The sequence below is a fragment of the Pseudomonas sp. TE4620 genome, from assembly GCF_056279045.1.
The window spans coordinates 4,860,206-4,886,955 of sequence record NZ_JBWBQO010000001.1; the positions used below are offsets into that span (position 1 = coordinate 4,860,206).

Consider the following 26,750-nt stretch of genomic DNA (forward strand, 5'->3'; position numbering starts at 1 on the left):
CTTGCCCCGCGAAGGGTTTCAGATCACGCCGAAACCGGCGCCGGCGCGCGACGCACGTCCGGTTGTTTCCACGAGTCGGCAGCGCTTTCTTCGATAGCCTGCTGGATCGCCCGACGGCGACGCTCTTCGGCCTGACGGCTGAAGTACCAGACCATGAAGGTCACCAGCGACACGCTGAGCAGGATCAGGCTGGCCACGGCGTTGATTTCCGGCTTCACGCCCAGACGCACGGCAGAGAAGACTTCCATCGGCAGGGTGGTCGAACCCGGGCCCGAGACGAAGCTGGCCAGTACCAGGTCATCCAGCGACAGGGCAAAGGACATCATCCCGCCCGCTGCCAGCGACGGTGCGATCATCGGGATGGTGATCAGGAAGAACACCTTCCACGGCCGGGCACCGAGGTCCATGGCCGCTTCTTCGATCGACAGGTCGAGCTCACGCAGGCGCGCCGACACCACTACCGCCACATAGGCTGCGCAGAAGGTGGTGTGGGCGATCCAGATGGTGACGATGCCACGCTCCTGCGGCCAGCCGATCATCTGCGCCATGGCCACGAACAGCAGCAACAGCGACAGACCGGTGATCACCTCGGGCATTACCAACGGTGCGGTAACCAGGCCACCGAACAGCGTGCGGCCCTTGAAGCGGGTGACCCGGGTCAGCACGAAGGCGGCCAGGGTGCCCAGCGCCACGGCGGCGATCGCGGTGTAGCAGGCGATCTCCAGCGAGCGCATCACCGAGCCCATCAACTGGGTGTTGTCGAGCAGGCCGACGTACCACTTCACCGACCAGCCGCCCCACACCGTCACCAGCTTGGAGGCGTTGAACGAGTAGATCACCAGGATCAGCATGGGCAGGTAGATGAACAGCAGGCCCAGGACCAACATCAATTTGGAGAAACTGAAACGCTTCATGCCCTGCCCTCCATCTCTTTGGCCTGACTACGGTTGAAGAGCAGGATCGGTACGATCAGGATCGCCAGCATCACTACCGCCAGGGCAGAGGCCACCGGCCAGTCACGGTTGTTGAAGAACTCTTGCCAGAGCACTTTACCGATCATCAGGGTTTCCGGGCCGCCAAGCAGCTCAGGAATGACGAACTCGCCCACCACCGGAATGAACACCAGCATGCAGCCGGCGATGATGCCGTTCTTCGACAGCGGCACGGTGATTTTCCAGAAGCTGTTGAAGGTGCTCGAACCCAGGTCCGAGGCGGCTTCAAGCAGGCTCTGGTCATGCTTCACCAGGTTGGCGTAGAGCGGCAGGATCATGAACGGCAGGTACGAATAGACCACGCCGATATACACCGCAAGGTTGGTGTTGAGGATCTGCAACGGCTGATCGATCCAGCCCAGCCACAGCAGCAGGGCGTTAAGCAGGCCGTTGTTGCTGAGGATGCCCATCCAGGCATAGACGCGGATCAGGATTGCGGTCCAGGTCGGCATCATGATCAGCAGCAACAGTACCGTCTGGGTTTCCTTGCGGGCGTTGGCGATGGCGTAGGCCATCGGATAGCCGATCAGCAGGCACAGCAGCGTGCTGACGAAGGCCATCTTCAACGACCCCAGGTACGCCGAGATGTACAGTTCGTCTTCGGTCAACAGGCCATAGTTGGCCAGGTTGAGCACCAGCTGCACCTTGTCTTCGACGTAGCTGTAGATCTCGGTGTACGGCGGGATCGCCACGTCGGCTTCGGCGAAGCTGATCTTCAGAACGATGAAGAACGGCAGCATGAAGAACAGGAACAGCCAGATGAACGGCACGCCGATCACCACATGGCGCCCCTCGGGCTTTATTCGGTTGAAGGCTCGCTTGAGCTTGCGGGCGTTCATGAGCGCAGTACCACGCCGCTGTCATCCTCCCACCAGACGTAGACCTGGTCGTCCCAGGTCGGCCGGGTGCCCTGGCGCTCGGCGTTGGCAACGAACGACTGGACGATCTTGCCGCCAGGCAGCTCGACGTAGAACACCGAATGGCCACCCAGGTAGGCGATGTCGTGGACCTTGCCGCGCGACCAGTTGTGCTCGCAGGTCGGCTGCTCGGTGGTCACCAGCAGTTTTTCCGGGCGCAGGGCGTAGGTGATGCGCTTGTCTTCCACCGAAGTGGTGACACCGTGGCCGACGTAGATCTTGCGCTCAAGCTCGGGGCTGGCGATCACCGCGTGGCCTTCGGCATCGTCGACCACTTCGCCCTCGAACAGGTTGACGTTGCCGATGAACTCGCAAACCAGGCGGCTGGTCGGGGTTTCATAGATGTCGATCGGGCTGCCGATCTGGGCAATCCAGCCCAGGTGCATGATGGCGATGCGCTGGGCCATGGTCATGGCCTCTTCCTGATCGTGGGTCACCATCACACAGGTCACGCCGACCCGCTCGATGATCTCCACCAGCTCCAGTTGCATCTGCGAGCGCAGCTTCTTGTCCAGCGCGCCCATCGGCTCATCGAGCAGCAGCAGTTTCGGCCGCTTGGCCAGCGAACGGGCCAGGGCCACACGCTGACGCTGGCCACCGGAGAGCTGGTGCGGCTTGCGCTTGGCGTACTGGGTCATGTGCACCAGCTTGAGCATCTCGGCCACGCGGGCGTCGATCTCAGACCTGGGCATGCGGTCCTGCTGCAGGCCGAAGGCGATGTTCTGCGCCACGGTCATGTGCGGGAACAATGCGTACGACTGGAACATCATGTTGATCGGCCGCTCGTAGGGCGGCATATCGGTGATGTCTACGCCATCGAGGAAAATGCGCCCTTCGGTGGGCCGTTCGAAGCCGGCGAGCATGCGCAGCAAGGTGGATTTGCCCGAACCGGAACCACCGAGCAGGGCGAAGATCTCGCCCTTCTTGATTTCCAGGGACACATCGTCCACGGCGACCGTTTCGTCGAACTTTTTCGTGACCCGGTCGATTTTGACCAGCACCTGTTTAGGTTGCTGGTCGCCCTCGAGGGCTTTCTTATAGGCACCGGAGGCAACTGCCATTTGTGAAACTCCCAACAAGATTTTTTGCGTCCGCCCCTGCCGTGACGGACCCTGGATTTTTACTTGCCCGACTTGACCTTGGTCCAGCTACGGGTCATCAACCGTTGCACCTTGGGAGGCAGCTCGGAGTTGACGTACAACTTGTCCAGCACTTCTTGCGGTGGGTAAACCGCTGCGTCGGTTCGCACGCTCTGGTCCATCAGATCGCCAGCCTTGGGGTTCGGGTTGGCGTAACCGACGTAATCACTGACCTGGGCAATTACCTCAGGCTGCAGCAAATAGTTGATGAAGGCATGGGCCTCTTTGACATTCTTGGAGTCCTTGGGGATCGCCAGCATGTCGAACCAGAGGTTGCCGCCTTCCTTGGGAATCGCATAGGCCACCTTGACGCCCTTGCCGGCTTCTTCGGCGCGGGACTTGGCCTGGAATACATCGCCGGAGAAACCGGCAGCCACGCAGATGTCGCCGTTGGCAAGGTCGGAGATGTACTTGGAGGAGTGGAAGTAGGTCACGTAGGGACGCACGGCCAGCAGCTTTTTCTCGGCATCGGCGTAGTCCTTGGGGTTGGTGCTGTTGGGGTCGCGCCCCATATAGTTGAGCACCGCCGGGAGCATCTCGTCGGCCGAGTCGAGGAACGCGACTCCGCACTTGGAGAGCTTCTTGATGTTCTCCGGCTCGAGCAGCACGGCCCAGGAATCGATCTTGTCGGTACCCAGCGCCGCCTTGACCTTGTCGACGTTATAGCCGATGCCATTGGTGCCCCACAGGTAGGGGACGGCGTACTGGTTGCCCGGGTCGTTCTTTTCCAGGCGCTTCATCAGCGCCGGGTCGAGGTTCGCATAGTTTGGCAGCAGCGCCTTGTCGAGCTTCTGAAACGCGCCCGCCTTGATCTGCTTGCCGAGGAAATGGTTGGACGGCACCACCACGTCATAGCCGGTGCGACCGGCCAGCAGTTTGCCTTCCAGGGTTTCGTTGGAGTCGAAGACATCTTGCACCGGCTTGATGCCAGTGGCTTTTTCGAAGTCCGCGAGGGTGGTCTGACCGATGTAGTCGGACCAGTTATAAATGTGCACCGTGGGCGCCGCTTGGACGCTGATCGCCAGCGTCAGACCCGCTCCAGCCAACATGGCCTTGCGAAATACAGAAATAGACAAGTGGGAGGTCCTCACAAATGTGCCCGTGGCAAACGGCAGAAATACCTGCCGGATAAGCAAACCGGCGCGCAACTTACCTTCGATGCACTCATGCCGCAAAAAAAATTTGTGCTTTCATGCTCCCCGGGCGGGATTTACACCGCGCCCAGGGAGGTCACCGCTGTTACTTGCCCGACTTGATCTTGGTCCAGCTGCGCGTGATTTCGCGCTGGGCCTTGGCACCCGGGTCAGCAATTGCGTACAGCTGCTTCTTCACATCAGCCGGTGGGTAGATGCTCGGATCGCCCGAGATGTCCTTGTCCACCAGTGCGGTGGCCGCCTTGTTGCCGTTCGGGAAACGGACGGCATTGGTGATCTCGGCCATGACTTCCGGTTGCATCAGGAAGTCCATGAACTTGTAGGCAGCCTCGACGTTGACGGCATCTTTAGGGATGGCAACCATGTCGTAGAAGGTACCGGCGCCTTCTTTCGGAATGATGTAGTCGAGCTTGACCTTGTCGCCGGCTTCGTGGGCACGAGCCTTGGACTGCTCCAGGTCACCCGAATAACCTACGGCCACGCAGATGTTGCCGTTGGCCAGGTCCGAGATGTACTTGGAGGAGTGGAAGTAGCCGATCGAAGGACGCACGCTGAGGAACAGGTCTTCGGCGGCTTTGAGGTCTTCTTTTTTCGTGCTGTTGGTCGGCTTGCCCAGGTAGTGCAGCGCCGCCGGAATCATCTCGGTCGGGGCATCGAGGAAGCTCACGCCGCAGCTTTTGAGCTTGGCGATGTTTTCCGGCTTGAACACCACGTCCCAGGAATCGATCTTGTCGACGCCCAGCGCCGCCTTGACCTTCTCCGGGTTGTAGCCGATGCCGATGGAGCCCCACATGTACGGGAACGCATGCTTGTTGCCCGGGTCGCTGGCATCGCCAACGGCCTTGAGCAGGTCTTCGTCGAGGTTCTTCCAGTTTGGCAGCTTGGACTTGTCCAGCTCCTGATAGACGCCAGCCTTGATCTGCTTGGCCAGGAAGTTGTTCGACGGTACCACCACGTCGTAACCGGACTTGCCTGCCAGCAACTTGGCTTCGAGGGTTTCGTTGCTGTCGAAGACGTCGTAGACGACCTTGATACCGGACTGTTTCTCGAACTTGGCGACGGTGTCTGGTGCGATGTAGTCGGACCAGTTATAGACGTGCAGTACTTTGTCATCCGCCTGAACAGCACTGGCCATGGCGCCCATCAGGGACACGGCCAACAACGTCTTGCCCAATTTCTTCATGCGTAATGCTCCAGAATTTTTTATTTAGCCATCTGTTCAGCGGCCGGCTTATTCGGCGCAAGCTCCGAGCGACTGAAACAGCCGCTAGTCTGGCAAGTTACAAGGCGCTCTTTCAACAACAGAGGCGCCTTGAAACCCATTGATGCCATTACGCTAGCCTAGCACCTGGCTATTTCAGCGCTTCGAGCGTCAGGTCCAGGCATTTGCGCGCCTTTTCCACCAGCTCGTCGATCTCGGCGTGGCTGATCACCAGCGGCGGCGCGATGATCATGGTGTCGCCCACGGCGCGCATGATCAGGCCGTTGTCGAAGCAGAACTGGCGGCAGATCATGCCCGCACCCTGGCCTTCGTAACGGGCACGGGTGGCCTTGTCCTTGACCAGCTCGATGGCACCGAGCATGCCCAGGCCACGCACTTCGCCCACCAGCGGGTGATCGTTGAGCTCACGCAGACGTTTCTGCAAATACGGTGCCGTTTCGGCCTGAACCCGCTCGATGATCTTCTCGTCGCGCAGAATCCGCAGGTTTTCCAGGCCTACCGCCGCCGCCACCGGGTGGCCGGAGTAAGTGAAGCCGTGGTTGAAGTCGCCGCCTTGGCTAAGCACCTTGGCCACTTCGTCACGTACGATCACACCGCCCATGGGGATGTAACCGGAGGTCAGGCCCTTGGCGATGGTCATCAGGTCGGGCTTGAGGTCGTAGTAATCGGAACCGAACCACTCGCCAGTGCGACCGAAGCCACAGATCACTTCGTCGGCAATGAACAGGATGTCGTACTTGGCGAGGATCTCCTTGATCTTCGGCCAGTAGGTTTCTGGCGGAATGATCACCCCGCCGGCGCCCTGGATCGGCTCGGCAATAAAGGCGGCGACCTTGTCTTCGCCGACTTCGAGGATTTTCTTTTCCAGCTGCTCGGCAGCCCAGACCCCGAATTCGTCCGGGGTCATGTCACCGCCCTCACCGAACCAGTATGGCTGCGGGATGTGCTCGATGCCCGGCAGCGTGCCACCCTGGGCATGCATGCCGCTCATGCCGCCCAGGGCGGCGCCGGCCACGGTGGAGCCGTGATAGCCATTGATACGGCCAATGATCACCTGTTTCTGCGGCTTGCCCTTGAGCGCCCAGTAATGGCGGACCATGCGCAGGTTGGTGTCGTTGCCTTCAGAACCGGAACCGGTGAAGAACACATGGGTCATGCCCTTGGGCGCCACGGCGGTAACCGCCTTGGCCAGCTCCAGTGCCGGTGGGTGGGCAGTCTGGAAGAACAGGTTGTAGTACGGCAGCTCGCGCATCTGCTTGGCGGCCACTTCAACCAGCTCTTCACGGCCATAACCGACCGCCACGCACCACAGGCCCGCCATGCCATCGAGGATTTTGTTGCCCTCGCTGTCCCACAGGTGCACGCCCTCGGCTTTGGTGATGATCCGCGGCCCCTTCTCTTTCAGCTGTTGGTAGTCACTGAAAGGTGCCAGGTGATGCTCACTGCTAAGGGTTTGCCACTCACGGGTTTGCGGGTTGTTGACGCTCATGTGCTTCTCCGTTTGTTGACGGCCGCGGTCCTGCGGCTCCGGGTTGATCAGACCGCAAACAGCAGGAACTCACGTTCCCAGGAGCTGATTACGCGTTTGAAGTTTTCATGCTCGGCGCGTTTGGTGGCGACGTAGCCGGTAATGAATTTCTTGCCCAGGTAGGGTTCCAGGGCCTTGCAGTTTTCCATGCGCTCGAGGGCGTCCTCGATGGTCAGCGGCAGGCGCAGGTTGCGCCGCTCGTAACCACGACCCTGTACCGGCGCGCTCGGTTTGATGCCTTCGACCATGCCGATGAAACCGCACAGCAGGCTGGCGGCGATCGCCAGGTAGGGGTTGGCGTCGGCGCCTGGCAGGCGGTTCTCGACCCGGCGGTTCTGCGGGCCGGCATCCGGTACGCGCAGGCCGACGGTACGGTTCTCTTCGCCCCACTCGACGTTCACCGGCGCCGAGGTGTCGGGCAGGAAGCGGCGGAACGAGTTGACGTTGGGGGCGAACAGCGGCAGCACCACCGGGATGAACTTCTGCAGGCCGCCGACGTGGTTGAGGAACAGCTCGCTCATGCGCCCGTCTTCGTCCGAGAAGATGTTCTTGCCGGTGTGCACGTCGATGATGCTCTGGTGCAGGTGCATGGCGCTGCCCGGCTCGCCGGTCATCGGCTTGGCCATGAAGGTGGCGGCGACGTTGTGCTTGAGCGCAGCCTCGCGCATGGTGCGCTTGAACACCAGAATCTGGTCGGCCAGCGACAAGGCATTCCCGTGACGGAAGTTGATTTCCATCTGCGCCGTGCCGTCTTCGTGGATCAGCGTGTCGAGGTCCAGGTTCTGCAGCTCGCACCAGTCGTAGACGTCCTCGAACAGCGGGTCGAATTCGTTGGCCGCTTCAATAGAGAAGGACTGGCGACCGGTTTCCGGGCGCCCGGAGCGGCCAATCGGCGGCTGCAGGGGGAAGTCCGGGTCTTCGCAGCGCTTGGTCAGGTAGAACTCCATCTCTGGCGCCACGATCGGCTGCCAGCCCTTGTCGGCGTAGAGCTTCAAAACCTTCTTGAGCACGTTGCGCGGCGACAGCTCGACCGGGTTGCCCTGCTTGTCGTAGGTGTCGTGGATCACCTGGGCGGTCGGCTCGATGGCCCAGGGCACGAGAAACACCGCGTTCTCGTCGGGGCGGCAGATCATGTCGATGTCGGCCGGGTCGAGCAGTTCGTAATAGATGTCGTCATCGACATAGTCGCCGGTCACGGTCTGCAGCAACACGCTCTCGGGCAGGCGCATGCCTTTTTCGGCGATGAACTTGTTGGTCGGCGAGATCTTGCCGCGGGTGATACCGGTGAGGTCGCTGATCAGGCACTCGACTTCGGTGATCTTGTGTTCTTTCAACCAATCGGTGAGCTGGTCGAGGTTGCTACTCATAAATACCTCAGGAGGTAAATGTCTGGACTGACGTCAGGACGTGACCCGGAGTGGGCCGTCCCAGACATTCTGGATGCCCCACGGGGCTAAAGCAAAAGTCAGGCGCAGGGAGGCCGCAACGGGCAGTTCCCGCAAGGCTGACGAGCCCGCTATAGTGATGGCAGAGGTCATTCGAAGTAGCGTCGACAGCAGGCAGGACGCCTGGGCCGTCAATTATTTCAGCCGGGGCGCAAGGTGCTGGCGCAGGGCGCAACCCACCCGCGAGGAATGCGTGCAAACCGTTCTGTGAACGGCGGGCGATGATGCCGGTTGTCGGCAGGCGTGACATGTAACCCCCGGTATTATTGGTGTTATGGGTTGCCACCGAGCTTAGCCTTGTTCATTTTTTTACACAACACCCCCGTAAAAAATAGAACACGGCCCGCTCAAGATCGCCGTTACCGTACGAAAGCAGCCCTTGTCGGCGCCCCCAATTGCAGCAAAAATGCCGCTTGAGGGCCATTTTAGGGCATCATGGGGCTGGCTTGACTTCAGCAAGGCTTTCCGATTGACTGAACCTGCAAGCCCCCATTGATTGATATTTTTAACAACAAAGGTGTTGCATCATGTCGGTACCCCCGCGTGCCGTTCAGCTTAACGAAGCGAACGCGTTCCTTAAGGAACATCCTGAGGTTCTCTACGTTGACCTTCTGATTGCAGATATGAATGGTGTGGTGCGCGGCAAGCGCATCGAGCGCACCAGCCTCCACAAGGTTTACGAGAAAGGCATCAACCTGCCGGCCTCCCTCTTCGCCCTGGATATCAACGGCTCGACCGTCGAAAGCACCGGCCTTGGCCTGGACATCGGCGATGCCGACCGCATCTGCTATCCAATCCCGGACACCCTGTCCAACGAGCCCTGGCAAAAGCGCCCGACCGCGCAACTGCTGATGACCATGCACGAGCTCGAAGGCGAACCGTTCTTCGCTGACCCGCGGGAAGTCCTGCGCCAGGTCGTGAGCAAGTTCGACGAGCTGGGCCTGACCATCTGCGCCGCATTCGAGCTTGAGTTCTACCTGATCGACCAGGAGAACGTGAACGGCCGCCCGCAACCGCCGCGCTCGCCGATCTCCGGCAAACGCCCGATCTCGACCCAGGTCTACCTGATCGATGACCTCGACGAATACGTCGACTGCCTCCAGGACATCCTCGAGGGTGCCAAGGAACAAGGCATTCCGGCTGACGCCATCGTCAAGGAAAGCGCCCCGGCACAGTTCGAAGTCAACCTGCACCACGTTGCCGACCCGATGAAGGCCTGCGACTACGCGGTACTGCTCAAGCGCCTGATCAAGAACATTGCCTACGACCATGAGATGGACACCACCTTCATGGCCAAGCCCTACCCGGGCCAGGCGGGTAATGGTCTGCATGTCCATATCTCGGTGCTGGACAAAGATGGCAAGAACATCTTCACCAGCGAGGATCCCGAGCAGAACGCCGCACTGCGTCACGCGATCGGCGGTGTGCTCGAGACCCTACCGGCGTCGATGGCGTTCCTGTGCCCGAACGTCAACTCGTACCGCCGTTTTGGTGCCCAGTTCTACGTGCCGAACTCGCCTAGCTGGGGCCTGGACAACCGTACCGTGGCCCTGCGCGTGCCGACCGGCACCCCGGACGCCGTGCGCATCGAACACCGCGTAGCCGGTGCCGATGCCAACCCGTACCTGCTGATGGCCGCTGTACTGGCCGGTGTTCACCATGGCCTGACCAACAAGGTCGACCCGGGCGAACCGGTTGAAGGCAACTCCTACGAGCAGAACGAGCAGAGCCTGCCGAACAACCTGCGTGATGCCCTGCGCGAGCTGGACGACAGCGAGATCCTGGCCCGGTACATCGATCCGAAATACATCGATATCTTCGTGGCCTGTAAAGAGAGCGAGCTGGAGGAGTTCGAACACTCCATCTCCGACCTTGAGTACAACTGGTATCTGCATACCGTTTGATGCTTGAGGGCCTTATCGCGGGTCAAGCCCGCTCCCACAAATATCTTCTGTGGGAGCGGGCTTGACCCGCGATGCTTTACAGCGCTTTTTCGAAGATCTTCGAATTGCGCTGATAGTTGTACAGCGATGCCCGCGCCGCCGGCAGCCGCTCGACGCCGCTAGGCACAAAGCCGCGTTCGCGGAACCAGTGCGCTGTCCGCGTTGTTAGCACAAACAGCGTGTTGAGCCCCATTTCCCGCGCCCGCGTCTCGATCCGTTCCAGCAGCTCGTCACCGCGACCGCCGTGGCGATACTCCGGGTTGACCGCCAGGCACGCCAGCTCGCCCGCTTCGGAATCGGCAATCGGGTACAGCGCCGCACAGGCGATGATCATGCCCTCGCGCTCGACCACACTGAACTGCTCGATCTCACGCTCCAGCACCTCACGCGAACGGCGCACGAGAATGCCCTGCTCCTCCAGCGGGCTGATCAGGTCGAGCAAGCCGCCGACATCCTCGATCGCGGCTTCACGCACCTTCTCGAACTGCTCCTGGGCCACCAGGGTACCGCCACCATCGCGGGTGAACAGCTCGGTGAGCAAGGCGCCATCTTCGCCATAGCTGACGATATGACTGCGCGCCACACCGCCCCGGCAGGCTTCGGCGGCGGCATCAAGCAGCTCGCCCTGGTAGTCGCTGCCCAGGCGCTGCAGGTGCGCCGGCACTTGCTGGGGGCGCAGTTCGCGTACCAGCCGGCCCTGTTCATCGAGCAGGCCGCGCTCGGCGCCGAACAGCAGCAGCTTGTCAGCATTCAGTTCAATCGCGGCGCGAGTGGCGACGTCTTCACAGGCGAGGTTGAAGATCTCGCCGGTGGGCGAATAGCCCAAAGGCGAAAGCAGGACGATAGAGCGCTCGTCGAGCAGGCGATTGATACCTTTGCGGTCGACCCGGCGCACTTCGCCGGTGTGGTGGTAATCAACGCCTTCGACCACGCCGATCGGCCGCGCGGTAACCAGGTTGCCGGCAGCCACGCGCAGGCGTGAGCCCTGCATCGGCGAGGCGGCCATGTCCATCGACAGGCGCGCCTCGATGGCGATGCGCAAGTGGCCTACGGCATCGATCACGCATTCAAGCGTCGCCGCATCGGTGATGCGCATGCCGCGGTGGTAGTGCGGGGTCAGGCCGCGGGCCGCCAGGCGGCTTTCGATCTGCGGGCGCGAGCCGTGGACCAGCACCAGGCGCACGCCAAGGCTGTGCAGCAGCACCAGGTCGTGAACGATATTGCCGAAGTTGGGGTGTTCGACACCGTCACCGGGCAGCATGACCACAAAGGTGCAGTCGCGGTGGGCGTTGATGTAAGGCGAAGCATGACGCAGCCAATTGACGTATTCGGGCATAACCGGAGAGCCTGTAGAAAATAGGGACAAGAACGGGAAAGCACACAGCGCTCGAAGGGTTATCGTCGGAACAGGCTTGGCGTCACGCGCAATCTCCTCTGCAAAACGGTTCAGCTCAGCGGGCAATTACCGGGCTGAGGCAATAATGTTCGATCAACTCACGCAATAGACGCACGGTAGGCTGCAAGCGTGACATTTCAAGGTATTCGCCCGGCTGGTGGGCGCAGGCGATGTCGCCGGGGCCCAGTACCAGGGTCTCGCAACCCAGGCGCTGAAGATAAGGCGCTTCGGTGCCAAAGGCTACCGCTTCGGCGCGATGGCCGGTAAGACGTTCGGCGACCCGTACCAGTTCCGCATCGGCGGCCTGCTCGAACGGCGGTACCTCGGGGAACAGCGGCGCGTAGTCGATGCGCACCTGATGCTGCTCGGCCAGCGGCGCCAGTTTGTGCCGGATGGCGTTGCGCAGTACTTCAGGGTCCATGCCCGGCAGCGGGCGCAGGTCGAACTCCAGGGCGCACTGCCCGCAGATGCGGTTGGGGTTGTCGCCGCCGTGGATGCAGCCGAAGTTCATCGTCGGTTGCGGCACGCTGAACTGGGCATTGTTGTATTCCCGCTGCCACTGCCGGCGCAGGCTCATTAGCTCGCCCATGACCTGGTGCATGGCCTCCAGCGCGCTGTGGCCCAGGCTCGGATCGGACGAATGGCCACTGCGCCCAAGAATGTCGATGCGCTCCATCATCACCCCTTTGTGCAGGCGGATCGGCTTGAGCCCGGTCGGCTCGCCGATCACCGCCGCACGGCCCAGCGGCCGTCCGGCCTCGGCCAGGGCGCGGGCGCCGGCCATCGAGCTCTCTTCGTCACAGGTGGCGAGAATCAACAATGGCTGCTTGAAGTCATGCGTCAGCAGCGGCTGCACGGCCTCGATGATCAGGGCGAAGAAGCCCTTCATGTCGCAACTGCCCAGGCCCACCCAGCGGCCGTCGACCTCGGTCAGCTTGAGCGGGTCGGTCTGCCACAGCTCGGGATCATACGGCACGGTATCGCTGTGCCCGGCCAGCACCAGGCCGCCCGGGCCGCTGCCGTAGCTCGCCAGCAGGTTGTACTTGCCCGGGGTCACCTGCTGAATGTCACAGGCAAAACCCAGGTCCCCCAGCCAGCCGGCCAGCAGGTCTATCACCGCACGGTTGGACTGATCCAGCGACGGCTGGGTACAACTGACCGATGGCGCGGCGATCAGGGCGGCGAACTGCTCTTTGAGCGATGGCAACGGCATGCGCTTTCTCCTTGGGCGAAGCTCATCATAGGGCCATCCGGCACCGGGAATAAACCGCCGCGAGCCGACTCCTGTACACTGCACCCCCAAGACGCTCCCTGTCATTCGAGCCTGGATTACCCAGCAATGCATAAAGAAACCGAAATCAAACTGCGGGTCAGCCGCGAGACCCTCGCCGCCCTGCGTGAACACCCATTGCTGAACAAGCGCAACAAGTCCGGGTGGCAAAGCCGCGAACTGCTCAACCAGTACTTCGACACTCCGGAGCGCGACCTGGCCGCCGCCAAGGTCGCCCTGCGCCTGCGCCGCGACGGCGAGGTGGTCATCCAGACCCTCAAGACCCGCGGCCAGAGCGTCGCCGGCCTGTCCCAGCGCAACGAGTTCGAATGGCAGTTGCCCAAGGCCAAGCTCGACCTGAAAAAGCTCGACGCCGAGTGCTGGCCAGAGCAACTGGCCGATGTCGACAAAAAAACCATCAAGGCGCTGTTCACCACCGATTTCACCCGTGAGTACGCCGAAGTCGCCTGGGGCCGCGGCAAGGCCAAAGTGGTAATCGAAGCCGCCCTGGACCTCGGCACCGTGGTCGCCGGCAAGCAAAAAGAAGAGATCTGCGAGCTGGAGCTCGAGCTGCGCGAAGGCGCCCCCGAAGCCCTGCTGGAACTGGCCGCCGAGCTGTCAGCCAAGCTGCCGCTGATGCCCTGCGACATCAGCAAGGCCGAGCGCGGCTACCGCCTGCTCGACGCCGGCAGCTACGCCCTGAGCCTGCCAGCCGCCGAACTGAACGCCGAAATGACCCTCGACGACGCCTTCGCCGCGTTGGCCTGGCAGTTGCTCGGCAGCAGCCAGCGCCTGGCCGAACAGTACCGTTTCAACGGTCACTGGCGCCTGCTGCAAGACTGGGTCGAAAACCTCTGGGAACTGCGTGCCCTGGCCAGCAGCCTCGGCCAGGCCGGCCCACGCGCCAGCACCCGCGAGTTGCGCAACAGCCTCGACGCCCTGCTCGAAGACTGGCGCCCGCTGGTGCTCGCCGGTGCCGACGACGAAGATGTACGCCGCGCAGCGCCCGAGCAGTTCGCCGAGGAGCTGCTGGAAACCCGCTGGGGCCAGTTCTCCCTGGAGACCTCGCGCTGGCTGCTGGCCCGTGCCTGGACCGTCGAGCGCAACAAGCGCGGCGACCGCCAGGGCGCCGCACAACTGGCCAACTGGCTGAACGTGCTGCTGGCCGAAGAAGCCAAGGCCCTCAACCTGCCGCTGTATCATCGCCAGCCCGAAGACCTGGCCGAGCAGCTGCCGCGCATCGAGCGCCTGCTGGCCTGGCTACATCATGCCCGCCAGGTGCTGGAAAGCCCGGACCTGGACCGCCTGTTCGGCGAGCTGAACAAGCTCCAGGAACTGGCCAACCTGCCGATCAGCGACGAAGTGCTCGAAGCCCGCGTCCACCAGGCCATGGCCGTGTTCCAGAGCCGCGGCTGGAAACACCTGCTGCGCAAGTAAGGCTCAAGGCAATACCGGCAAACTCGTCGTGGACTTGATTTCGGACAAGGCCACGGTCGAGTTGACCTCCTGGATCCCCGGCACCATCGACAGCTTTTCGAAAAAGAACCGTTCGTAGGCTTCGATGTCCGGGGTGACAATGCGCAGCAGAAAATCCACTGCGCCCATCAGCACATAACACTCCAACACTTCCGGAAAACCGCGGATCGCCTCGGTAAACTCGGTGAAGTTGGAGCGCCCGTGGGCGTTGAGTTTGACCTCGGCGAAGATCTGCGTGTTCAGGCCGATCTTCTTGCGGTCGAGCAGGGTCACCTGGGCGCGAATCACCCCCTCCTCTTTCAGACGCTGAATGCGCCGCCAGCACGGTGACTGCGACAGGCCTACACGCTCAGCGATCTGTGCGCTGGAGAGCGAGGCATCTTCCTGCAGCAAGGCCAGGATGCGCCGGTCATAAGCATCCAGTTCGCTGTGCATGATTATTTCTCCAAAGTCATTAGCTGCGAATTGATCTATTCAAGATTGAGCAATATCGCACGATCATAGAGAAGAAATACCCCAGCCCGCATGTAAAAATTTCTCCACTTTCTGCGGAGAAACCCATGAGCGCTCTCGAACGGCTGGACAGCCCCCTTACGCCCTTGCGCCACGATGTCTGGGCCGCCAACAACGCCCACAGCGATGTCTGCTATCAACTGCAGGTCGAAGCCGAGCCCGACAGCCTGTGCCGGGTGCTCAACCTGTTTGCCCTGCAATTTCTGGTACCACATCGCTTGAATGTCGAGCAGCAGGATGACCTGCTCAACGTCGAGATTGGCATCAGCGGCCTTAGCTGGCACCGCGCCGAGCTGATTGCGCAAAAAATGCGCAACCTGATTTGCGTAAGCGAAGTGCAGTTGAGCACTGCCGGAAAAGCCTGGTAACCCTTGTTCAGCGGGAAGCCCCGGCTCAGCCGCTAACCTTGCTCAAGCCATCACTGTCGGTGGCGCGGCAAGGAAGCCCGCAGCCATGCACAACCTTAGCGAAGATCGCTGGCTTGACCTGAACACCCTGCTGGACGAGCTGCTGGCCGAGCAACGCATCAGCCCGGCTGATCGCGGCAATTGCCCGCCGGTGCCGCACGACCAGCACCCGCTGGAGTGGATCGCCAGCCAGCAGCTTGCCGACCTGCTTAATCCCGGCCAGCACCTGGACCTCGATAGCCTGTGCCAATGGCTGGCCAGGCAGGCCGGGCAGCCGTACCTGCGTATCGATCCCCTGGAGATCGACCCCGCCCGCCTCACCGGCCTGATGTCTGCAGGCTTCGCCCGGCGCCACGGCATCCTCGCGGTGGCCGCCGATACCAGCGGCGTCACCGTGGCCAGCGCACAACCTTATGTACGCGCCTGGGAAGCGGACCTGACGCAGGTGCTGCAACGGCCAATCAAGCGCGTGCTGGCCAGCCCGGTGCAGATCCGTCAGCTCAGCCAGACGTTTTTCCAGGTCGCGCAATCGGTCAGCGGCGCCAGTCAGCAGCAGTCGACGCCAATCGCTGCGGGTAATCTTGAGCAGTTGCTTGAGCTGGGCGCGCGCGGGGCTGACGCACAAGCCAACGATGCGCACATTGTCAGCATCGTCGACTGGCTGTTGCAGTACGCCTTCGAGCAGCGCGCCAGCGATATCCACCTCGAGCCCCGGCGCGACCAGGGCCAGCTGCGCTTTCGCATCGACGGCGTGCTGCACCCGGTCTACCAGTTTCCGGGGCCGGTGACTCTGGCGGTGGTCAGCCGCCTGAAAAGCCTGGGGCGCATGAATGTCGCAGAAAAACGCCGGCCCCAGGACGGCCGGATCAAGACCCGCCTGCCAGGCGGCGCAGAGGTCGAGCTGCGGCTGTCGACCCTGCCGACCACATTCGGTGAAAAGCTCGTACTGCGTGTTTTCGATCCACAGTTGCTGCAACAGGACTTTGCCCAACTGGGCCTCGGCGGCGCCGACCTCAAGCGCTGGCTGGCCATGCTCGACCATCGCCACGGCATTATCCTGGTCACCGGGCCTACCGGCTCGGGCAAAACCAGCACCCTGTACGCCAGCCTCAAACACCTGGCTACCCCGCAGATCAACCTGTGCACCGTCGAAGACCCGATCGAGATGGTAGAACCGGCCTTCAACCAGTTGCAGGTGCAACCAGCCATCGACCTCGACTTTGCCGCCGGCACCCGCGCCCTGCTGCGCCAGGACCCGGATGTCATCATGATCGGCGAAATACGCGACCTGGAAACCGCTCAGGTGGCGATCCAGGCCGCCCTCACCGGCCACCTGGTGCTCTCGACCCTGCATACAAACGATGCCTGCAGCGCCATCACCCGCCTGCTGGAGCTGGGCATTGCGCCCTACCTGCTCAAGGCCAGCCTGATCGGGGTCATGGCCCAGCGCCTGGTGCGTACCCTGTGCCGGCACTGCAAGGGAGCGCCGCTGGGGTGCCGGGAATGCCGGCAGACCGGGTATCACGGCCGTAGCGCGATCTTCGAGTTGCTGGGCATCAGCGATGCGCTCAAGTCACTCATCAACCGTGAAGCCGACCTGCCTGGCCTGCGCCAACTGGCGTTGAAGGAAGGGATGCACAGCCTCAGGCAAAGTGGCCTGGACAAAGTCGCGGCCGGGCAGACAAGCCAGGCTGAAGTGCTTCGCGTCACGGCCTGAGGCTGCGCCAAAGCTTTTACCCGGGCAGGGAACTAGATCTGCGCAAAGCCGATCAAAGGCCCCAGTTCACCTCACGTTGGAGTCACCCCCGATGCGCCTCAAATTCGCAGTCGCCACCCTCGCCCTGCTGTCCCTGCCGGTTGGTTCTGCCATGGCCGATACCTTCTGGCGCAACGTCATCTCGTCCGGCGCCACCACCGGTTCCACCTACCTGACCTTCAAGGACCACAAACTGGTCATGGCGGCCCAGGATGATGCCGGCAGCTACGTCGCCAGCGAAGGCGCGATTCGCGGCCCGTACCTGGAAGCGGCGATGCACAAAGTGCGCGCCGACAACCCGGGGCTGCAAGTCAGCGACATGGAACTGGCCAATGCGATCCTGGCCAAGAATGCGCTAGCCAGCGAGTAAGCTCGCGACCGCTGTGGGAGCGGATAAATCCCCTCCCACACCAATAGCGCTTCAACGATAGTCATCCACCGGCACACAGGCGCAAAACAGGTTCCTGTCGCCATACACATTGTCGACGCGATTCACTGCCGGCCAGTACTTGTGCTGCCGCGCATGGGCACTGGGCGCCACGCCCTGGGCAATACTGTAGGGCCGCTCCCACACCCCTAGCACATCCTCCAGCGTATGCGGCGCATGCTTGAGCGGGTTGTCTTCGGCCGGCCAGTTACCCTCCTGCACTTCACGGATCTCGGCGCGAATGCTCAGCATCGCCTCGACAAAGCGATCCAGCTCGGCCTTCGACTCGCTCTCGGTCGGCTCGACCATCAGGGTGCCCGGCACCGGGAACGACATGGTCGGCGCGTGGAAACCGTAATCCATCAAGCGCTTGGCCACATCCTCCTCGGTGATGCCGGTCAAGGCCTTGAGCGGGCGCAGATCGAGGATGCATTCATGGGCCACCCGTTCGTTGCGCCCGCGATAAAGCACCGGGAAGGCGCCGCCCAATTGCTCGGCCAGGTAGTTGGCCGAGAGGATCGCCACCTCGCTGGCATCGGCCAGTTGCGGGCCCATCATGGCGATGTACATCCAGCTGATCGGCAAAATGCTCGCGCTGCCCCAGGGCGCGGCGCTGACTGCGGTGTTCTGCGGGTCGGGGCCAGGCAGCGGGATGACCGGGTGGCTGGCGACAAACGGCGCCAGGTGTGCGCGTACACCGATCGGGCCCATGCCCGGGCCGCCACCGCCGTGGGGGATGCAGAAGGTCTTGTGCAGGTTCATGTGCGAGACGTCGGCGCCGATATCCGCTGGCCGCGCCAGGCCGACCTGGGCATTGAGGTTGGCACCGTCCATGTACACCTGGCCGCCGTGCGTGTGGATAACCTCGCAGATCTCGCTGATGCCTTCCTCGTACACACCATGGGTCGATGGGTAGGTCGCCATCAGGCACGACAGCTTGTCGCCAGCCGCCTGCGCCTTGGCTTTGAGGTCGGCCAGGTCGACGTTGCCGGCCTGGTCGCACTCGACGATCACCACCTGCATCCCGGCCATCTGCGCCGAGGCCGGGTTGGTGCCATGGGCCGAGGCCGGGATCAGGCAGATATCACGTTGCGGTTGATGACGGCTGCGGTGGTACTTGGCAATTGCCATCAGCCCGGCATACTCGCCCTGAGCGCCGGAGTTGGGTTGCATGCAGATGGCATCGAAGCCGGTGATCGCGCACAGCCAGCTTTCCAGCTCGTCGATCATCGCCTTGTAGCCCTGCACCTGCGCGGCCGGGGCAAAGGGGTGCAGCAGGGCGAAACCCGGCCAGGTGATCGGGATCATCTCGCTGCTGGCATTGAGTTTCATCGTGCACGAGCCCAGCGGGATCATCGACTGGTTCAGCGCCAGGTCCTTGTTCTCCAGCTGCTTGAGGTAGCGCAGCATCTCGGTTTCGCTGTGGTGCAGGTTGAACACCGGGTGGCTGAGAAAAGCCGAGCGTCGCACCAATGCCGACGGAATGCCCTCGGGCTGCGCCAGAGCATCCAGCGCGGCGATATCCAGGCCGTGGTCGGCGCCCAGGAAGATATCGAACAGGCGCATCACCGTGGTTTCGTCACAGGTCTCGTCGAGGCTCACGCCCAGTTGCCCGCGACCCAGAATCCGCAGGTTGATCTGCGCCGCCTCGGCGCTTTCGATAATGGCCGTTTGACTGCCGCCGACTTCCAGGGTCAGGGTGTCGAAGAAGTGCTCGTTGAGGCGCTTGATGCCCTTGCTCTCCAGACCCGCCGCCAACACGAAGGTCAACGCATGCACGCGCTGGGCGATGCGCTGCAGGCCTTCCGGGCCGTGGTACACCGCATAGAAGGCGGCGATGTTGGCCAGCAGCACCTGGGCGGTGCAGATGTTGGAGTTGGCCTTCTCGCGGCGGATATGCTGTTCGCGGGTTTGCAGGGCCATACGCAACGCGGTGTTGCCGCGGGCATCCTTGGACACGCCGATGATGCGCCCAGGCATGGCCCGCTTGAATTCGTCCCGGCAGGCAAAGTACGCCGCATGCGGGCCACCAAAGCCCATGGGCACGCCGAAGCGCTGAGAGGAGCCCAGTACCACGTCGGCGCCCTGCTCACCCGGCGGCATCAGCATCACCAGGCTGAGCAGATCGGCAGCGACGCAGGCCAGCGCCTGCTGGGCATGCAGCTGAGTGATCAGCGGCCGCAAGTCACGCACTTCGCCGTGGGTATCGGGGTATTGCAGCAAGGCCCCGAACACCTGGTAGTTCGCGAGGTTATCCACAGCGTCGACGATCAGTTCGAAACCAAAGCCCTCGGCGCGGGTCTGCAGCACCGAGAGGGTTTGCGGGTGGCAGTGTTCATCGGCGAAGAAGGCATTGCTTTTCGACTTGGCCACGCGCTTGGCCAGAGCCATGGCTTCCGCCGCTGCAGTGGCTTCGTCGAGCAACGAGGCGTTGGCGAGGTCCAGGCCGGTGAGGTCGATGATCATTTGCTGGAAATTGAGCAAGGCTTCCAGGCGGCCCTGGGCGATTTCCGGTTGATACGGGGTATAGGCGGTGTACCAGCCCGGGTTTTCGAGGACGTTACGCAAAATGACGGTTGGCGTGATGGTGCCGTGATAACCCATGCCGATCAGGCTGGTCCACACCTGGTTCTGCTCGGCATAGCCCTTGAGCTTGGCCAGGGCAGCCTGTTCATCGAGGGCCTCAGGCAGCTCCAGTGGCCGGTTCAAACGGATGCCCGGCGGCACGGTCTGTTCGATCAGCTCGCGGCGGCTGCCAACCCCGAGGGTGGCGAGCATGGCCTGCTGCTCTGAGGCATCGGGGCCCAGGTGGCGACGCAGAAAAGGATTGCGGTCTTGCAGTTGGCTCAGGGACGGCGACTGGGACATAGCGGCTCTCTCTTCCTCGACCAAGCCTCGAGCACTCGAGGCATATTGAGTCTAGGAAGAGATTGCCGCCTGCGTGAAACTATTCGCCGATGGCGGCTTTGTAACCAGCGGCGTCGAGCAGTTTGTCCAGCTCGGCCTTGTCGCTTGGCTTGAGTTTGAAGATCCAGCTGGCATATGGGTCGCTGTTCAGCGACTCGGGGCTATCGGCCAGCTCTTCGTTTACCGCGATCACTTCACCGCTGACCGGTGCGTAGATATCGGAAGCGGCCTTGACCGACTCGACCACGCCCGCCGCATCGCCGGCGGCAAAGACCTTGCCCACTTCCGCCAGCTCGACGAACACCACGTCACCCAGGGCTTCCTGGGCATGGTCGCTGATCCCGACAGTCACAGAGCCATCGGCTTCCAGCCGGGCCCATTCGTGGCTTTCGGCAAAACGCAGGTCGGCGGGGATATTGCTCATAATTGTTGTCCTCGATTGGGTCAGCGGTTGGCCCGCCAGAATTGGGTTCAGATCAGGATCTTGCCATGGCGCACGAAGGTCGGCTTGACCACCCGCACCGGGTACCACTTGCCGCGAATCTCCACCTCGGCACGATCGGCGGTGGCCATCGGCACCCGCGCCAGGGCAATGGATTTGCTCAGCGTAGGAGAGAAACTACCACTGGTGATCTCCCCTTCGCCAATCCCGGCGACACGGACCACCTGATGGGCGCGTAAAACCCCGCGCTCTTCGAGCACCAGGCCGACCAGTTTCTGCTCGACGCCATGCTCGATTTCTTCCAGCAGGCCCTTGCGACCGATGAAGTCACGCGCTGCCGGCTCCCAGGCGATGCTCCAGCCCAGGTTCGAGGTCAGCGGCGTGTGGGCTTCGTCGATGTCCTGGCCATACAGGTTCATGCCCGCTTCCAGGCGCAGGGTATCGCGGGCGCCAAGGCCGCTGGGGGCGATGCCGGCGCCGACCAGGTCGTTGAAAAACGCCGGGGCCTGTACCGCCGGGAAAATGATTTCCAGGCCATCCTCACCGGTATAACCGGTGCGGGCGATGAACCAGTCACCGTCGGCCAGGCCTTCGAAGGGCTTGAGTTCACGGATCAAAGCGGCGCGGGCAGCGGTTACCAGCTTCGCGACCTCTTCTCGCGCCTGCGGGCCCTGGATGGCAAGGATGGCCAGTTCCGGGCGCTCGCTCAGCTCGACCTCGAAGCCGATCATCCGCGCCTGCAGCCAGGCCAGGTCCTTGTCGCGGGTCGAGGCGTTGACCACCAGGCGGTAACCGTCTTCACAGCGGTAGACGATCATGTCGTCGATCACCCCGCCCTGCTCGTTGAGCATGGTGCTGTACAGGGCCTTGCCGGTGGCGTTCAGGCGCGCGACATCATTGGCCAGCACCTGTTGCAGCCAGGCACCGGCCTGGGCGCCACGGATATCGATCACGGTCATATGGGATACATCGAAGACCCCGCAGGCCTGGCGCACCTGATGGTGTTCCTCGACTTGCGAGCCGTAATGCAGGGGCATATCCCAACCGCCAAAATCGACCATCTTGGCGCCGAGGGCCAAGTGCAGGTCATAAAGAGGCGTACGCTGTCCCATGGGTTTCTCCTTCCGGGCGTGGCGAGGCTACGGCGGCTGGCAGCGTTGCAGCTACCCGGTCTGTAGGACCGGCCGCAGCGAATGCCGCGCATTGTAGCTGCAAGCAAGCAGGCTTACACCCTCAGCGCGTTTGACCGGGGTGGCGGGCCGAACGTCGAATCAGGCCGATGACCGGCAGCAAGCCGACCAGCACCAGGGTCAGCGCCGGTAGCGAAGCCCGCGACCATTCGCCTTCGCTGGTCATCTCGAATACCCGAACCGCCAGGGTATCCCAGCCAAAGGGGCGCATCAGCAAGGTCGCCGGCATTTCCTTGAGCACGTCGACGAATACCAGCAGCGCCGCGCTCATGGCACCGGGCACCAGCAAGGGTAGATACACCTTGAAAAACAATCTCGGGCCACTGACCCCCAGGCTGCGCGAAGCTTCCGGCAAGGACGGGCGAATCCGTCCCAGGCTGTTTTCCAGCGGGCCGTAGGCCACGGCGATAAAGCGCACCAGATACGCCAGCAACAAGGCCGACAGGCTGCCGAGCAGCAACGGCTTGCCGGCACCACCGAGCCAGCCGGACAGCGGCACCACCAAGTGGTTATCGAGGTAACTGAAGGCCAGCATGATCGACACTGCCAGCACCGAGCCGGGCAAGGCATAGCCCAGGTTGGCCAGGCCGACGCCGGCGCGGATGGTCGAGGTCGGCGCCTGGCGCCGGGCAAACGCCAGCATCAGGGCAACACACACAGTAATCAGTGCCGCCATGGCGCCCAGGTACAGGGTATGCAGGATCAGCCCGGCATAGCGCTCGTCAAGGTCGAAACGCCCCCGCTGCCAGAACCACACCAGCAACTGCAGCATCGGCACCACGAAGGCACAGGCGAACACCAGCAGGCACCAGCTGCTGGCGGCCAGGGCCTTGATGCCCCGCAAGTGATACAAGGCCTGGCCGCGCGGGCGTTCGTTGCTGCTGCGCACGGCGCCACGGGCCCGGCGCTCGCCGTACAGCACCAGCATCACCGCCAGCAACAGCAGGCTGGCCAGTTGCGCGGCGCTTGAGAGGCTGAAGAAGCCATACCAGGTCTTGTAGATGGCGGTAGTGAAGGTGTCGAAGTTGAACACTGACACCGCGCCAAAATCCGCCAGGGTTTCCATCAATGCCAGGGCCACCCCGGCACCGATGGCCGGCCGCGCCATGGGCATGGCAACCCGCCAGAATGCCTGCAGCGGCGACAGTCCCAGAACCCGCGCCGCTTCCATCAGGCCCTTGCCCTGGGCCAGGAAGGCGTTACGGGCCAGCAGGTAGACGTAGGGGTAGAACACCAACACCAGCACGGTGATGACCCCGCCGGTAGAACGCACCCGCGGCAGGCGCAAGGGCCCGAACCATTCGCGCAACAAGCTTTGCACCGGCCCGGCGAAATCCAGCAGGCCGACAAACACGAACGCCAGCACATAGGCCGGAATCGCGAACGGTAGCATCAAGGCCCAGTCGAGCCAGCGCCGCCCGGGGAACTCGCACAGGCTGGTGAGCCAGGCCAGGCTCACGCCCAGCACCGTCACACCAATGCCGACACCGAGGATCAGCGTCAGGGTGTTGCCCAGCAGGCGGCTCATCTGGGTATCGAGCAGGTGCGACCAGATCTGCAGGTCGACCGACTGCCAGGACAACAACAGCACGCTCAGCGGCAGCAGCACCAGGGCGGCGATGATGAAGACCAGGGGGTACCAGCGGCGTTGGGCGGGGTGGGCCAAAAGGAAAAATCTCTATGTAGAAGCACAGGCTCTGTGGGAGCGGCCTTGCCCCGCGATTGCATTGTGTCAGTCACATTGCAATCGCGGGGCAAGCCCGCCCCCACAGGGGGCCGATAAGGGCCCCGGAAGGATAAAGCCTGGCGCTTAGTTCCAGCCAGCCCGATCCATCAGGCGGATGGCTTCGGCCTGGCGTTTGCCGGCCACTTCCACAGCAATGCTGTCGGCCTTGAAGGTGCCCCAGGCAGCCACTTCTTCAGATGGCGCCACGGCCGGGTTGGCCGGGAACTCCTGGTTCACGCCGGCGAAGATTTTCTGCGCCTCGGCACCGGTCATCCATTCGACCAGCTTCTTCGCCGCCTCAGGGTGCGGCGCATATTTGGTCAGGCCGATACCCGAGAGGTTGACGTGCACGCCACGGTCAGCCTGGTTGGGCCAGAACAGCTTGACTGCCAGCTTGGGGTTTTCCTTGTGCAGGCGGCCGTAGTAGTAGGTGTTGACGATGCCGACGTCGCACTGGCCGGCGTTGATCGCCTGGAGCAAGGCGGTGTCGTCGGAGAACACATCGGTGGACAGGTTGTTGACCCAGCCCTTGATGATCTCTTCGGTTTTTTGCTCGCCATGGGTTTCGATCAGGGTAGCGGTCAGCGACTGGTTGTAGACCTTCTTCGCCGTACGCAGGCACAGGCGACCTTCCCAGTTTTTGTCGGCCAGGGCCTCGTAGGTGCTCAGCTCTTCGGGTTTGACCCGCTCGGTGGAGTAGGCGATGGTCCGTGCGCGCAGGCTCAGGCCGGTCCAGTCGTGGGACGAGGCGCGGTACTGGGCGGGGATGTTCTTGTCGATGACGTCCGACTTGATCGGCTGCAGGATGCCCATCTGCTCGGCCTGCCAGAGGTTGCCGGCGTCGACGGTGAGCAGCAGGTCGGCGGTGGCGTTCTCACCCTCGGCCTTGATCCGCTGCATCAGCGGCGCTTCCTTGTCGGTGATGAACTTGATCTTCACCCCGGTTTCTTTGGTGTAGGCATCGAATACCGGTTTGATCAGCTCGTCGATGCGCGAGGAATACACCACCACCTCGTCCGCCGCCTGGGCGGCCGTGCCGAACAGGGTCAGAGCCAGGGCGGCCATTACGTGCTTGCGTGGCAACATGGTGCAGTCCTCGGAATTCATGAGAGGCGCAAATGGTAGTTAATCCCATTTGCCTTCTCAACCGAACTCACAAGGGAGGAGTTACCAGATGTTGCGGGGCCCTCAGGCCCGCGCCAGTTCCGGCAGGTCACCGCTCAAGCCCAAGGCCTGGCGCACGAACAGGGCCTTGGCTTCCGGCAATTGCTCGATCCATTTCAGGCCGCTGTTGCGCAACCAGCGCAACGGCAGTGGATCGGCCTGGAACAAGCGCTCGAAGCCTTCCATCGCCGCCATCAAGGCCAGGTTGTGCGGCATGCGTCGGCGCTCGAAACGGCTCAGCACGCGAATATCAGCCAGGCGCTCGCCACGCTCGTAGGCATGCAGCAACTCTTCGGCCAGTACCGCGGCATCAAGGAAACCGAGGTTGACGCCCTGCCCGGCCAGCGGGTGGATGGTGTGCGCGGCATCGCCGATCAGCGCCAGGCCTTCGGCCACGTAACGCTTGGCGTGACGCTGGCGCAGCGGCACGCAAACCCGTGGGTCGGCCTGCAGGACGCCGCCCAGGCGCCCTTCGAAGGCGCGCTCAAGCTCGGCGCAGAACGCCTCGTCGCTCAAGGCCATCAAGTGTTCAGCCTGCTCGGGCGTGGTCGACCAGACGATCGAGCACCAGTCCTGCTGGCCATCGCGCAACAACGGCAGGAACGCCAGCGGCCCCTCGTCGGTAAAGCGCTGCCAGGCGGTCGCCTGATGTGGCCGGGCACAACGCACGCTGGTGACGATGGCGTGGTGCAGATAATCCCACTCGCGGGTCTCGCAGCCAGTCAGGCGGCGTACCGCCGAGTTGGCGCCGTCGGCGGCAATCACCAGCGGCGCACGCAGGGTACGGCCGTCGGCCAGGGTCAGCAGCCAGTCGTCGCCGGAGCGGCGCATCTGCTCCAGACGGGCATTGGCCAGCAGGCCGATTTCGCTGTCGTGCAGACGCTCCAGCAGGCCATCCTGCACTACCCGGTTCTCGACGATATGGCCAAGCACTTCGGCGTGCACGCTGGCCGCCGAGAAGTGGATCTGACCGGTGCCGCTGCCATCCCACACGTGCATGTCCGAGTAGGGGCTCAGGCGTCGCTCGCTGACTCCCTGCCAGGCGCCCAGGCGTTCGAGAATGCGCTGGCTGGCCGCCGACAAGGCGCTGACCCGCGGCTCGAACGCCGACTGCTGGTCGAAGGGTTTGATCGACAAGGGGCTGCCGTCGAGCAAGAGAATTTCCAGGCCGCTGTGCTGCAACGCCAGGGCCAGGGCGCTGCCGACCATACCGGCACCGACAATCAACAGATCTGCGCGCATTTCCATGCCTTAAGCCTGTCTCGCTTGCGGCTTGAGCCGCACGTAAAGGGTTTTGTCGACCCGCGCCACCAGTTCACCGGCGGCGTCGCGGATATCGACCTGAAGTCGTGGCAGGTACTTTTTGCCGCCGGCGGTGTGCTGGCGGATGTCGTCGAGCAGGGCATCGTCGATGCGCAGGTCGGCGAACACCGGGCCCTTGCCCGGCGACACGAAATCGATGCTGGCGGCCTTGTCCCAGACGATGTACTCACGCCCGAGCAGCTCCATCAGCATCAGCATGTAGAACGGGTCGACCATCGAGTACAGGCTGCCGCCGAACTGGGTGCCGACATAGTTGCGGTTGAACCAGCGCAGGCCCATGCGCACGCGGATGTGGCGCAGGTCGGGGCTGACGCTGAGCACGCGAATGCCCGCGCCCAGGTACGGCGGGTAGATATTCAGCAGCCAGCGCAGCCTGCGCGCGCGCCGGGCCAGTTTGCGCGGGTCGCTCATGC

Annotated in this window: 22 protein-coding genes; 5 read left to right on the top strand and 17 right to left on the bottom strand. The window is 62.8% G+C overall.

The features are described 5' to 3' along the window. Window positions 1-23: 23 nt before the first annotated feature. The 7 genes from ACZ9A3_RS22605 to ACZ9A3_RS22635 all read right to left on the bottom strand — a co-directional run bounded on the left by ACZ9A3_RS22605 (window position 24) and on the right by ACZ9A3_RS22635 (window position 8,319). A complete protein-coding gene (locus ACZ9A3_RS22605) occupies window positions 24-914 on the bottom strand; it encodes an ABC transporter permease subunit (RefSeq protein WP_010221198.1) in 891 nt (296 codons plus the stop codon). Beyond that, window positions 911-1,831 carry an ABC transporter permease subunit gene (locus ACZ9A3_RS22610; protein WP_093378301.1) on the bottom strand — a complete coding sequence of 307 codons (921 nt, stop codon included), beginning with the start codon at window positions 1,829-1,831 and terminating at the stop codon, window positions 911-913. Before ACZ9A3_RS22610 ends, ACZ9A3_RS22605 begins: the two co-directional genes overlap by 4 nt. After that, window positions 1,828-2,970, bottom strand: a complete 1,143-nt coding sequence (gene potA, locus ACZ9A3_RS22615; protein WP_045201117.1) for a polyamine ABC transporter ATP-binding protein — start codon at window positions 2,968-2,970, stop codon at window positions 1,828-1,830. The genes ACZ9A3_RS22610 and potA overlap by 4 nt, the downstream gene beginning before the upstream one ends. Window positions 2,971-3,029: 59 nt before the next feature. Beyond that, complete coding sequence (locus ACZ9A3_RS22620; RefSeq protein ID WP_093378296.1) at window positions 3,030-4,124, bottom strand: polyamine ABC transporter substrate-binding protein; 1,095 nt, start codon at window positions 4,122-4,124, stop codon at window positions 3,030-3,032. Between the two features lie 163 nt (window positions 4,125-4,287). Further along, window positions 4,288-5,385 (bottom strand): polyamine ABC transporter substrate-binding protein, encoded by a 1,098-nt coding sequence (locus tag ACZ9A3_RS22625; RefSeq protein ID WP_123565207.1) that lies wholly within the window; start codon window positions 5,383-5,385, stop codon window positions 4,288-4,290. Window positions 5,386-5,554: 169 nt separating this feature from the next. Beyond that, window positions 5,555-6,913: an aspartate aminotransferase family protein gene (locus ACZ9A3_RS22630; protein WP_093378291.1), complete on the bottom strand. Its 1,359-nt coding sequence runs from the start codon at window positions 6,911-6,913 to the stop codon at window positions 5,555-5,557. Window positions 6,914-6,960: 47 nt separating this feature from the next. Further along, entirely contained in the window at window positions 6,961-8,319 is a 1,359-nt protein-coding gene (locus ACZ9A3_RS22635) for a glutamine synthetase family protein (RefSeq protein ID WP_045201108.1), read from the bottom strand. A gap of 605 nt (window positions 8,320-8,924) precedes the next feature. On the opposite strand from ACZ9A3_RS22635, the gene ACZ9A3_RS22640 reads away from it, so the two are divergent. Further along, window positions 8,925-10,301, top strand: a complete 1,377-nt coding sequence (locus ACZ9A3_RS22640) for a glutamine synthetase family protein (RefSeq protein WP_045201104.1) — start codon at window positions 8,925-8,927, stop codon at window positions 10,299-10,301. 76 nt (window positions 10,302-10,377) lie between these two features. On the opposite strand, the gene argA is transcribed toward ACZ9A3_RS22640, so the two are convergent. Both argA and argE read right to left on the bottom strand, forming a co-directional pair. Beyond that, a complete protein-coding gene (argA, locus tag ACZ9A3_RS22645) occupies window positions 10,378-11,676 on the bottom strand; it encodes an amino-acid N-acetyltransferase (RefSeq protein WP_195885279.1) in 1,299 nt (432 codons plus the stop codon). Window positions 11,677-11,791: 115 nt separating this feature from the next. Beyond that, the gene (argE, locus tag ACZ9A3_RS22650) at window positions 11,792-12,949 is read right to left on the bottom strand and encodes an acetylornithine deacetylase (RefSeq protein ID WP_093378277.1); all 1,158 of its coding nucleotides are present in this window, start codon (window positions 12,947-12,949) and stop codon (window positions 11,792-11,794) included. A 126-nt stretch (window positions 12,950-13,075) separates the two neighbouring features. Here argE and ACZ9A3_RS22655 point away from each other — a divergent pair, with 126 nt between their 5' ends. Further along, the gene (locus ACZ9A3_RS22655; RefSeq protein WP_476253140.1) at window positions 13,076-14,443 is read left to right on the top strand and encodes a CYTH domain-containing protein; all 1,368 of its coding nucleotides are present in this window, start codon (window positions 13,076-13,078) and stop codon (window positions 14,441-14,443) included. 3 nt (window positions 14,444-14,446) lie between these two features. On the opposite strand, the gene ACZ9A3_RS22660 is transcribed toward ACZ9A3_RS22655, so the two are convergent. Beyond that, window positions 14,447-14,917 carry an Lrp/AsnC family transcriptional regulator gene (locus ACZ9A3_RS22660; RefSeq protein WP_123565204.1) on the bottom strand — a complete coding sequence of 157 codons (471 nt, stop codon included), beginning with the start codon at window positions 14,915-14,917 and terminating at the stop codon, window positions 14,447-14,449. A gap of 125 nt (window positions 14,918-15,042) precedes the next feature. Between ACZ9A3_RS22660 and ACZ9A3_RS22665 the strand changes: the two genes are divergently transcribed. The 3 genes from ACZ9A3_RS22665 (at window position 15,043) to ACZ9A3_RS22675 (ending at window position 17,528) form a co-directional block, all read left to right on the top strand. Next, complete coding sequence (locus tag ACZ9A3_RS22665) at window positions 15,043-15,363, top strand: hypothetical protein (RefSeq protein ID WP_195885282.1); 321 nt, start codon at window positions 15,043-15,045, stop codon at window positions 15,361-15,363. Between the two features lie 85 nt (window positions 15,364-15,448). Continuing rightward, window positions 15,449-17,119 (top strand): GspE/PulE family protein, encoded by a 1,671-nt coding sequence (locus ACZ9A3_RS22670; protein WP_476253141.1) that lies wholly within the window; start codon window positions 15,449-15,451, stop codon window positions 17,117-17,119. Between the two features lie 91 nt (window positions 17,120-17,210). Next, window positions 17,211-17,528: a DUF2388 domain-containing protein gene (locus ACZ9A3_RS22675; protein WP_045201089.1), complete on the top strand. Its 318-nt coding sequence runs from the start codon at window positions 17,211-17,213 to the stop codon at window positions 17,526-17,528. Between the two features lie 51 nt (window positions 17,529-17,579). Here the strand turns inward: ACZ9A3_RS22675 and gcvP are convergent, their stop codons facing one another. The 7 genes from gcvP to ACZ9A3_RS22710 all read right to left on the bottom strand — a co-directional run bounded on the left by gcvP (window position 17,580) and on the right by ACZ9A3_RS22710 (window position 26,748). Then, the gene (gene gcvP, locus ACZ9A3_RS22680) at window positions 17,580-20,453 is read right to left on the bottom strand and encodes an aminomethyl-transferring glycine dehydrogenase (protein ID WP_476253142.1); all 2,874 of its coding nucleotides are present in this window, start codon (window positions 20,451-20,453) and stop codon (window positions 17,580-17,582) included. Window positions 20,454-20,532: 79 nt separating this feature from the next. After that, entirely contained in the window at window positions 20,533-20,916 is a 384-nt protein-coding gene (gcvH, locus tag ACZ9A3_RS22685) for a glycine cleavage system protein GcvH (protein ID WP_093378249.1), read from the bottom strand. A gap of 47 nt (window positions 20,917-20,963) precedes the next feature. After that, window positions 20,964-22,046, bottom strand: a complete 1,083-nt coding sequence (gcvT, locus tag ACZ9A3_RS22690; protein WP_476253143.1) for a glycine cleavage system aminomethyltransferase GcvT — start codon at window positions 22,044-22,046, stop codon at window positions 20,964-20,966. 121 nt (window positions 22,047-22,167) lie between these two features. Beyond that, window positions 22,168-23,790 carry an ABC transporter permease gene (locus ACZ9A3_RS22695; RefSeq protein WP_045201080.1) on the bottom strand — a complete coding sequence of 541 codons (1,623 nt, stop codon included), beginning with the start codon at window positions 23,788-23,790 and terminating at the stop codon, window positions 22,168-22,170. 144 nt (window positions 23,791-23,934) lie between these two features. Continuing rightward, window positions 23,935-24,936, bottom strand: coding sequence for an extracellular solute-binding protein (locus ACZ9A3_RS22700; RefSeq protein ID WP_045201202.1), 1,002 nt, complete (start codon window positions 24,934-24,936; stop codon window positions 23,935-23,937). 102 nt (window positions 24,937-25,038) lie between these two features. Beyond that, on the bottom strand, window positions 25,039-26,256 hold the full coding sequence (locus ACZ9A3_RS22705; protein WP_176794311.1) for a 2-octaprenyl-3-methyl-6-methoxy-1,4-benzoquinol hydroxylase: 1,218 nt from the start codon (window positions 26,254-26,256) through the stop codon (window positions 25,039-25,041). Window positions 26,257-26,265: 9 nt separating this feature from the next. Beyond that, window positions 26,266-26,748 carry a DUF4442 domain-containing protein gene (locus tag ACZ9A3_RS22710; RefSeq protein WP_045201076.1) on the bottom strand — a complete coding sequence of 161 codons (483 nt, stop codon included), beginning with the start codon at window positions 26,746-26,748 and terminating at the stop codon, window positions 26,266-26,268. Between the last annotated feature and the right edge of the window lie 2 nt (window positions 26,749-26,750).

Excerpts from the sequence above, each read along its gene's own strand:
- ACZ9A3_RS22605 (WP_010221198.1), bottom strand. The coding sequence starts at position 914 with ATGAAGCGTTTCAGTTTCTCCAAATTGATGTTGGTCCTGGGCCTGCTG.
- ACZ9A3_RS22610 (WP_093378301.1), bottom strand. The coding sequence starts at position 1,831 with ATGAACGCCCGCAAGCTCAAGCGAGCCTTCAACCGAATAAAGCCCGAG.
- potA (WP_045201117.1), bottom strand. The coding sequence starts at position 2,970 with ATGGCAGTTGCCTCCGGTGCCTATAAGAAAGCCCTCGAGGGCGACCAG.
- ACZ9A3_RS22625 (WP_123565207.1), bottom strand. The coding sequence starts at position 5,385 with ATGAAGAAATTGGGCAAGACGTTGTTGGCCGTGTCCCTGATGGGCGCC.
- ACZ9A3_RS22630 (WP_093378291.1), bottom strand. The coding sequence starts at position 6,913 with ATGAGCGTCAACAACCCGCAAACCCGTGAGTGGCAAACCCTTAGCAGT.
- ACZ9A3_RS22635 (WP_045201108.1), bottom strand. The coding sequence starts at position 8,319 with ATGAGTAGCAACCTCGACCAGCTCACCGATTGGTTGAAAGAACACAAG.
- ACZ9A3_RS22640 (WP_045201104.1), top strand. The coding sequence starts at position 8,925 with ATGTCGGTACCCCCGCGTGCCGTTCAGCTTAACGAAGCGAACGCGTTC.
- argA (WP_195885279.1), bottom strand. The coding sequence starts at position 11,676 with ATGCCCGAATACGTCAATTGGCTGCGTCATGCTTCGCCTTACATCAAC.
- argE (WP_093378277.1), bottom strand. The coding sequence starts at position 12,949 with ATGCCGTTGCCATCGCTCAAAGAGCAGTTCGCCGCCCTGATCGCCGCG.
- ACZ9A3_RS22655 (WP_476253140.1), top strand. The coding sequence starts at position 13,076 with ATGCATAAAGAAACCGAAATCAAACTGCGGGTCAGCCGCGAGACCCTC.
- ACZ9A3_RS22660 (WP_123565204.1), bottom strand. The coding sequence starts at position 14,917 with ATGCACAGCGAACTGGATGCTTATGACCGGCGCATCCTGGCCTTGCTG.
- ACZ9A3_RS22665 (WP_195885282.1), top strand. The coding sequence starts at position 15,043 with ATGAGCGCTCTCGAACGGCTGGACAGCCCCCTTACGCCCTTGCGCCAC.
- ACZ9A3_RS22670 (WP_476253141.1), top strand. The coding sequence starts at position 15,449 with ATGCACAACCTTAGCGAAGATCGCTGGCTTGACCTGAACACCCTGCTG.
- ACZ9A3_RS22675 (WP_045201089.1), top strand. The coding sequence starts at position 17,211 with ATGCGCCTCAAATTCGCAGTCGCCACCCTCGCCCTGCTGTCCCTGCCG.
- gcvP (WP_476253142.1), bottom strand. The coding sequence starts at position 20,453 with ATGTCCCAGTCGCCGTCCCTGAGCCAACTGCAAGACCGCAATCCTTTT.
- gcvH (WP_093378249.1), bottom strand. The coding sequence starts at position 20,916 with ATGAGCAATATCCCCGCCGACCTGCGTTTTGCCGAAAGCCACGAATGG.
- gcvT (WP_476253143.1), bottom strand. The coding sequence starts at position 22,046 with ATGGGACAGCGTACGCCTCTTTATGACCTGCACTTGGCCCTCGGCGCC.
- ACZ9A3_RS22700 (WP_045201202.1), bottom strand. The coding sequence starts at position 24,936 with ATGTTGCCACGCAAGCACGTAATGGCCGCCCTGGCTCTGACCCTGTTC.
- ACZ9A3_RS22705 (WP_176794311.1), bottom strand. The coding sequence starts at position 26,256 with ATGCGCGCAGATCTGTTGATTGTCGGTGCCGGTATGGTCGGCAGCGCC.
- ACZ9A3_RS22710 (WP_045201076.1), bottom strand. The coding sequence starts at position 26,748 with ATGAGCGACCCGCGCAAACTGGCCCGGCGCGCGCGCAGGCTGCGCTGG.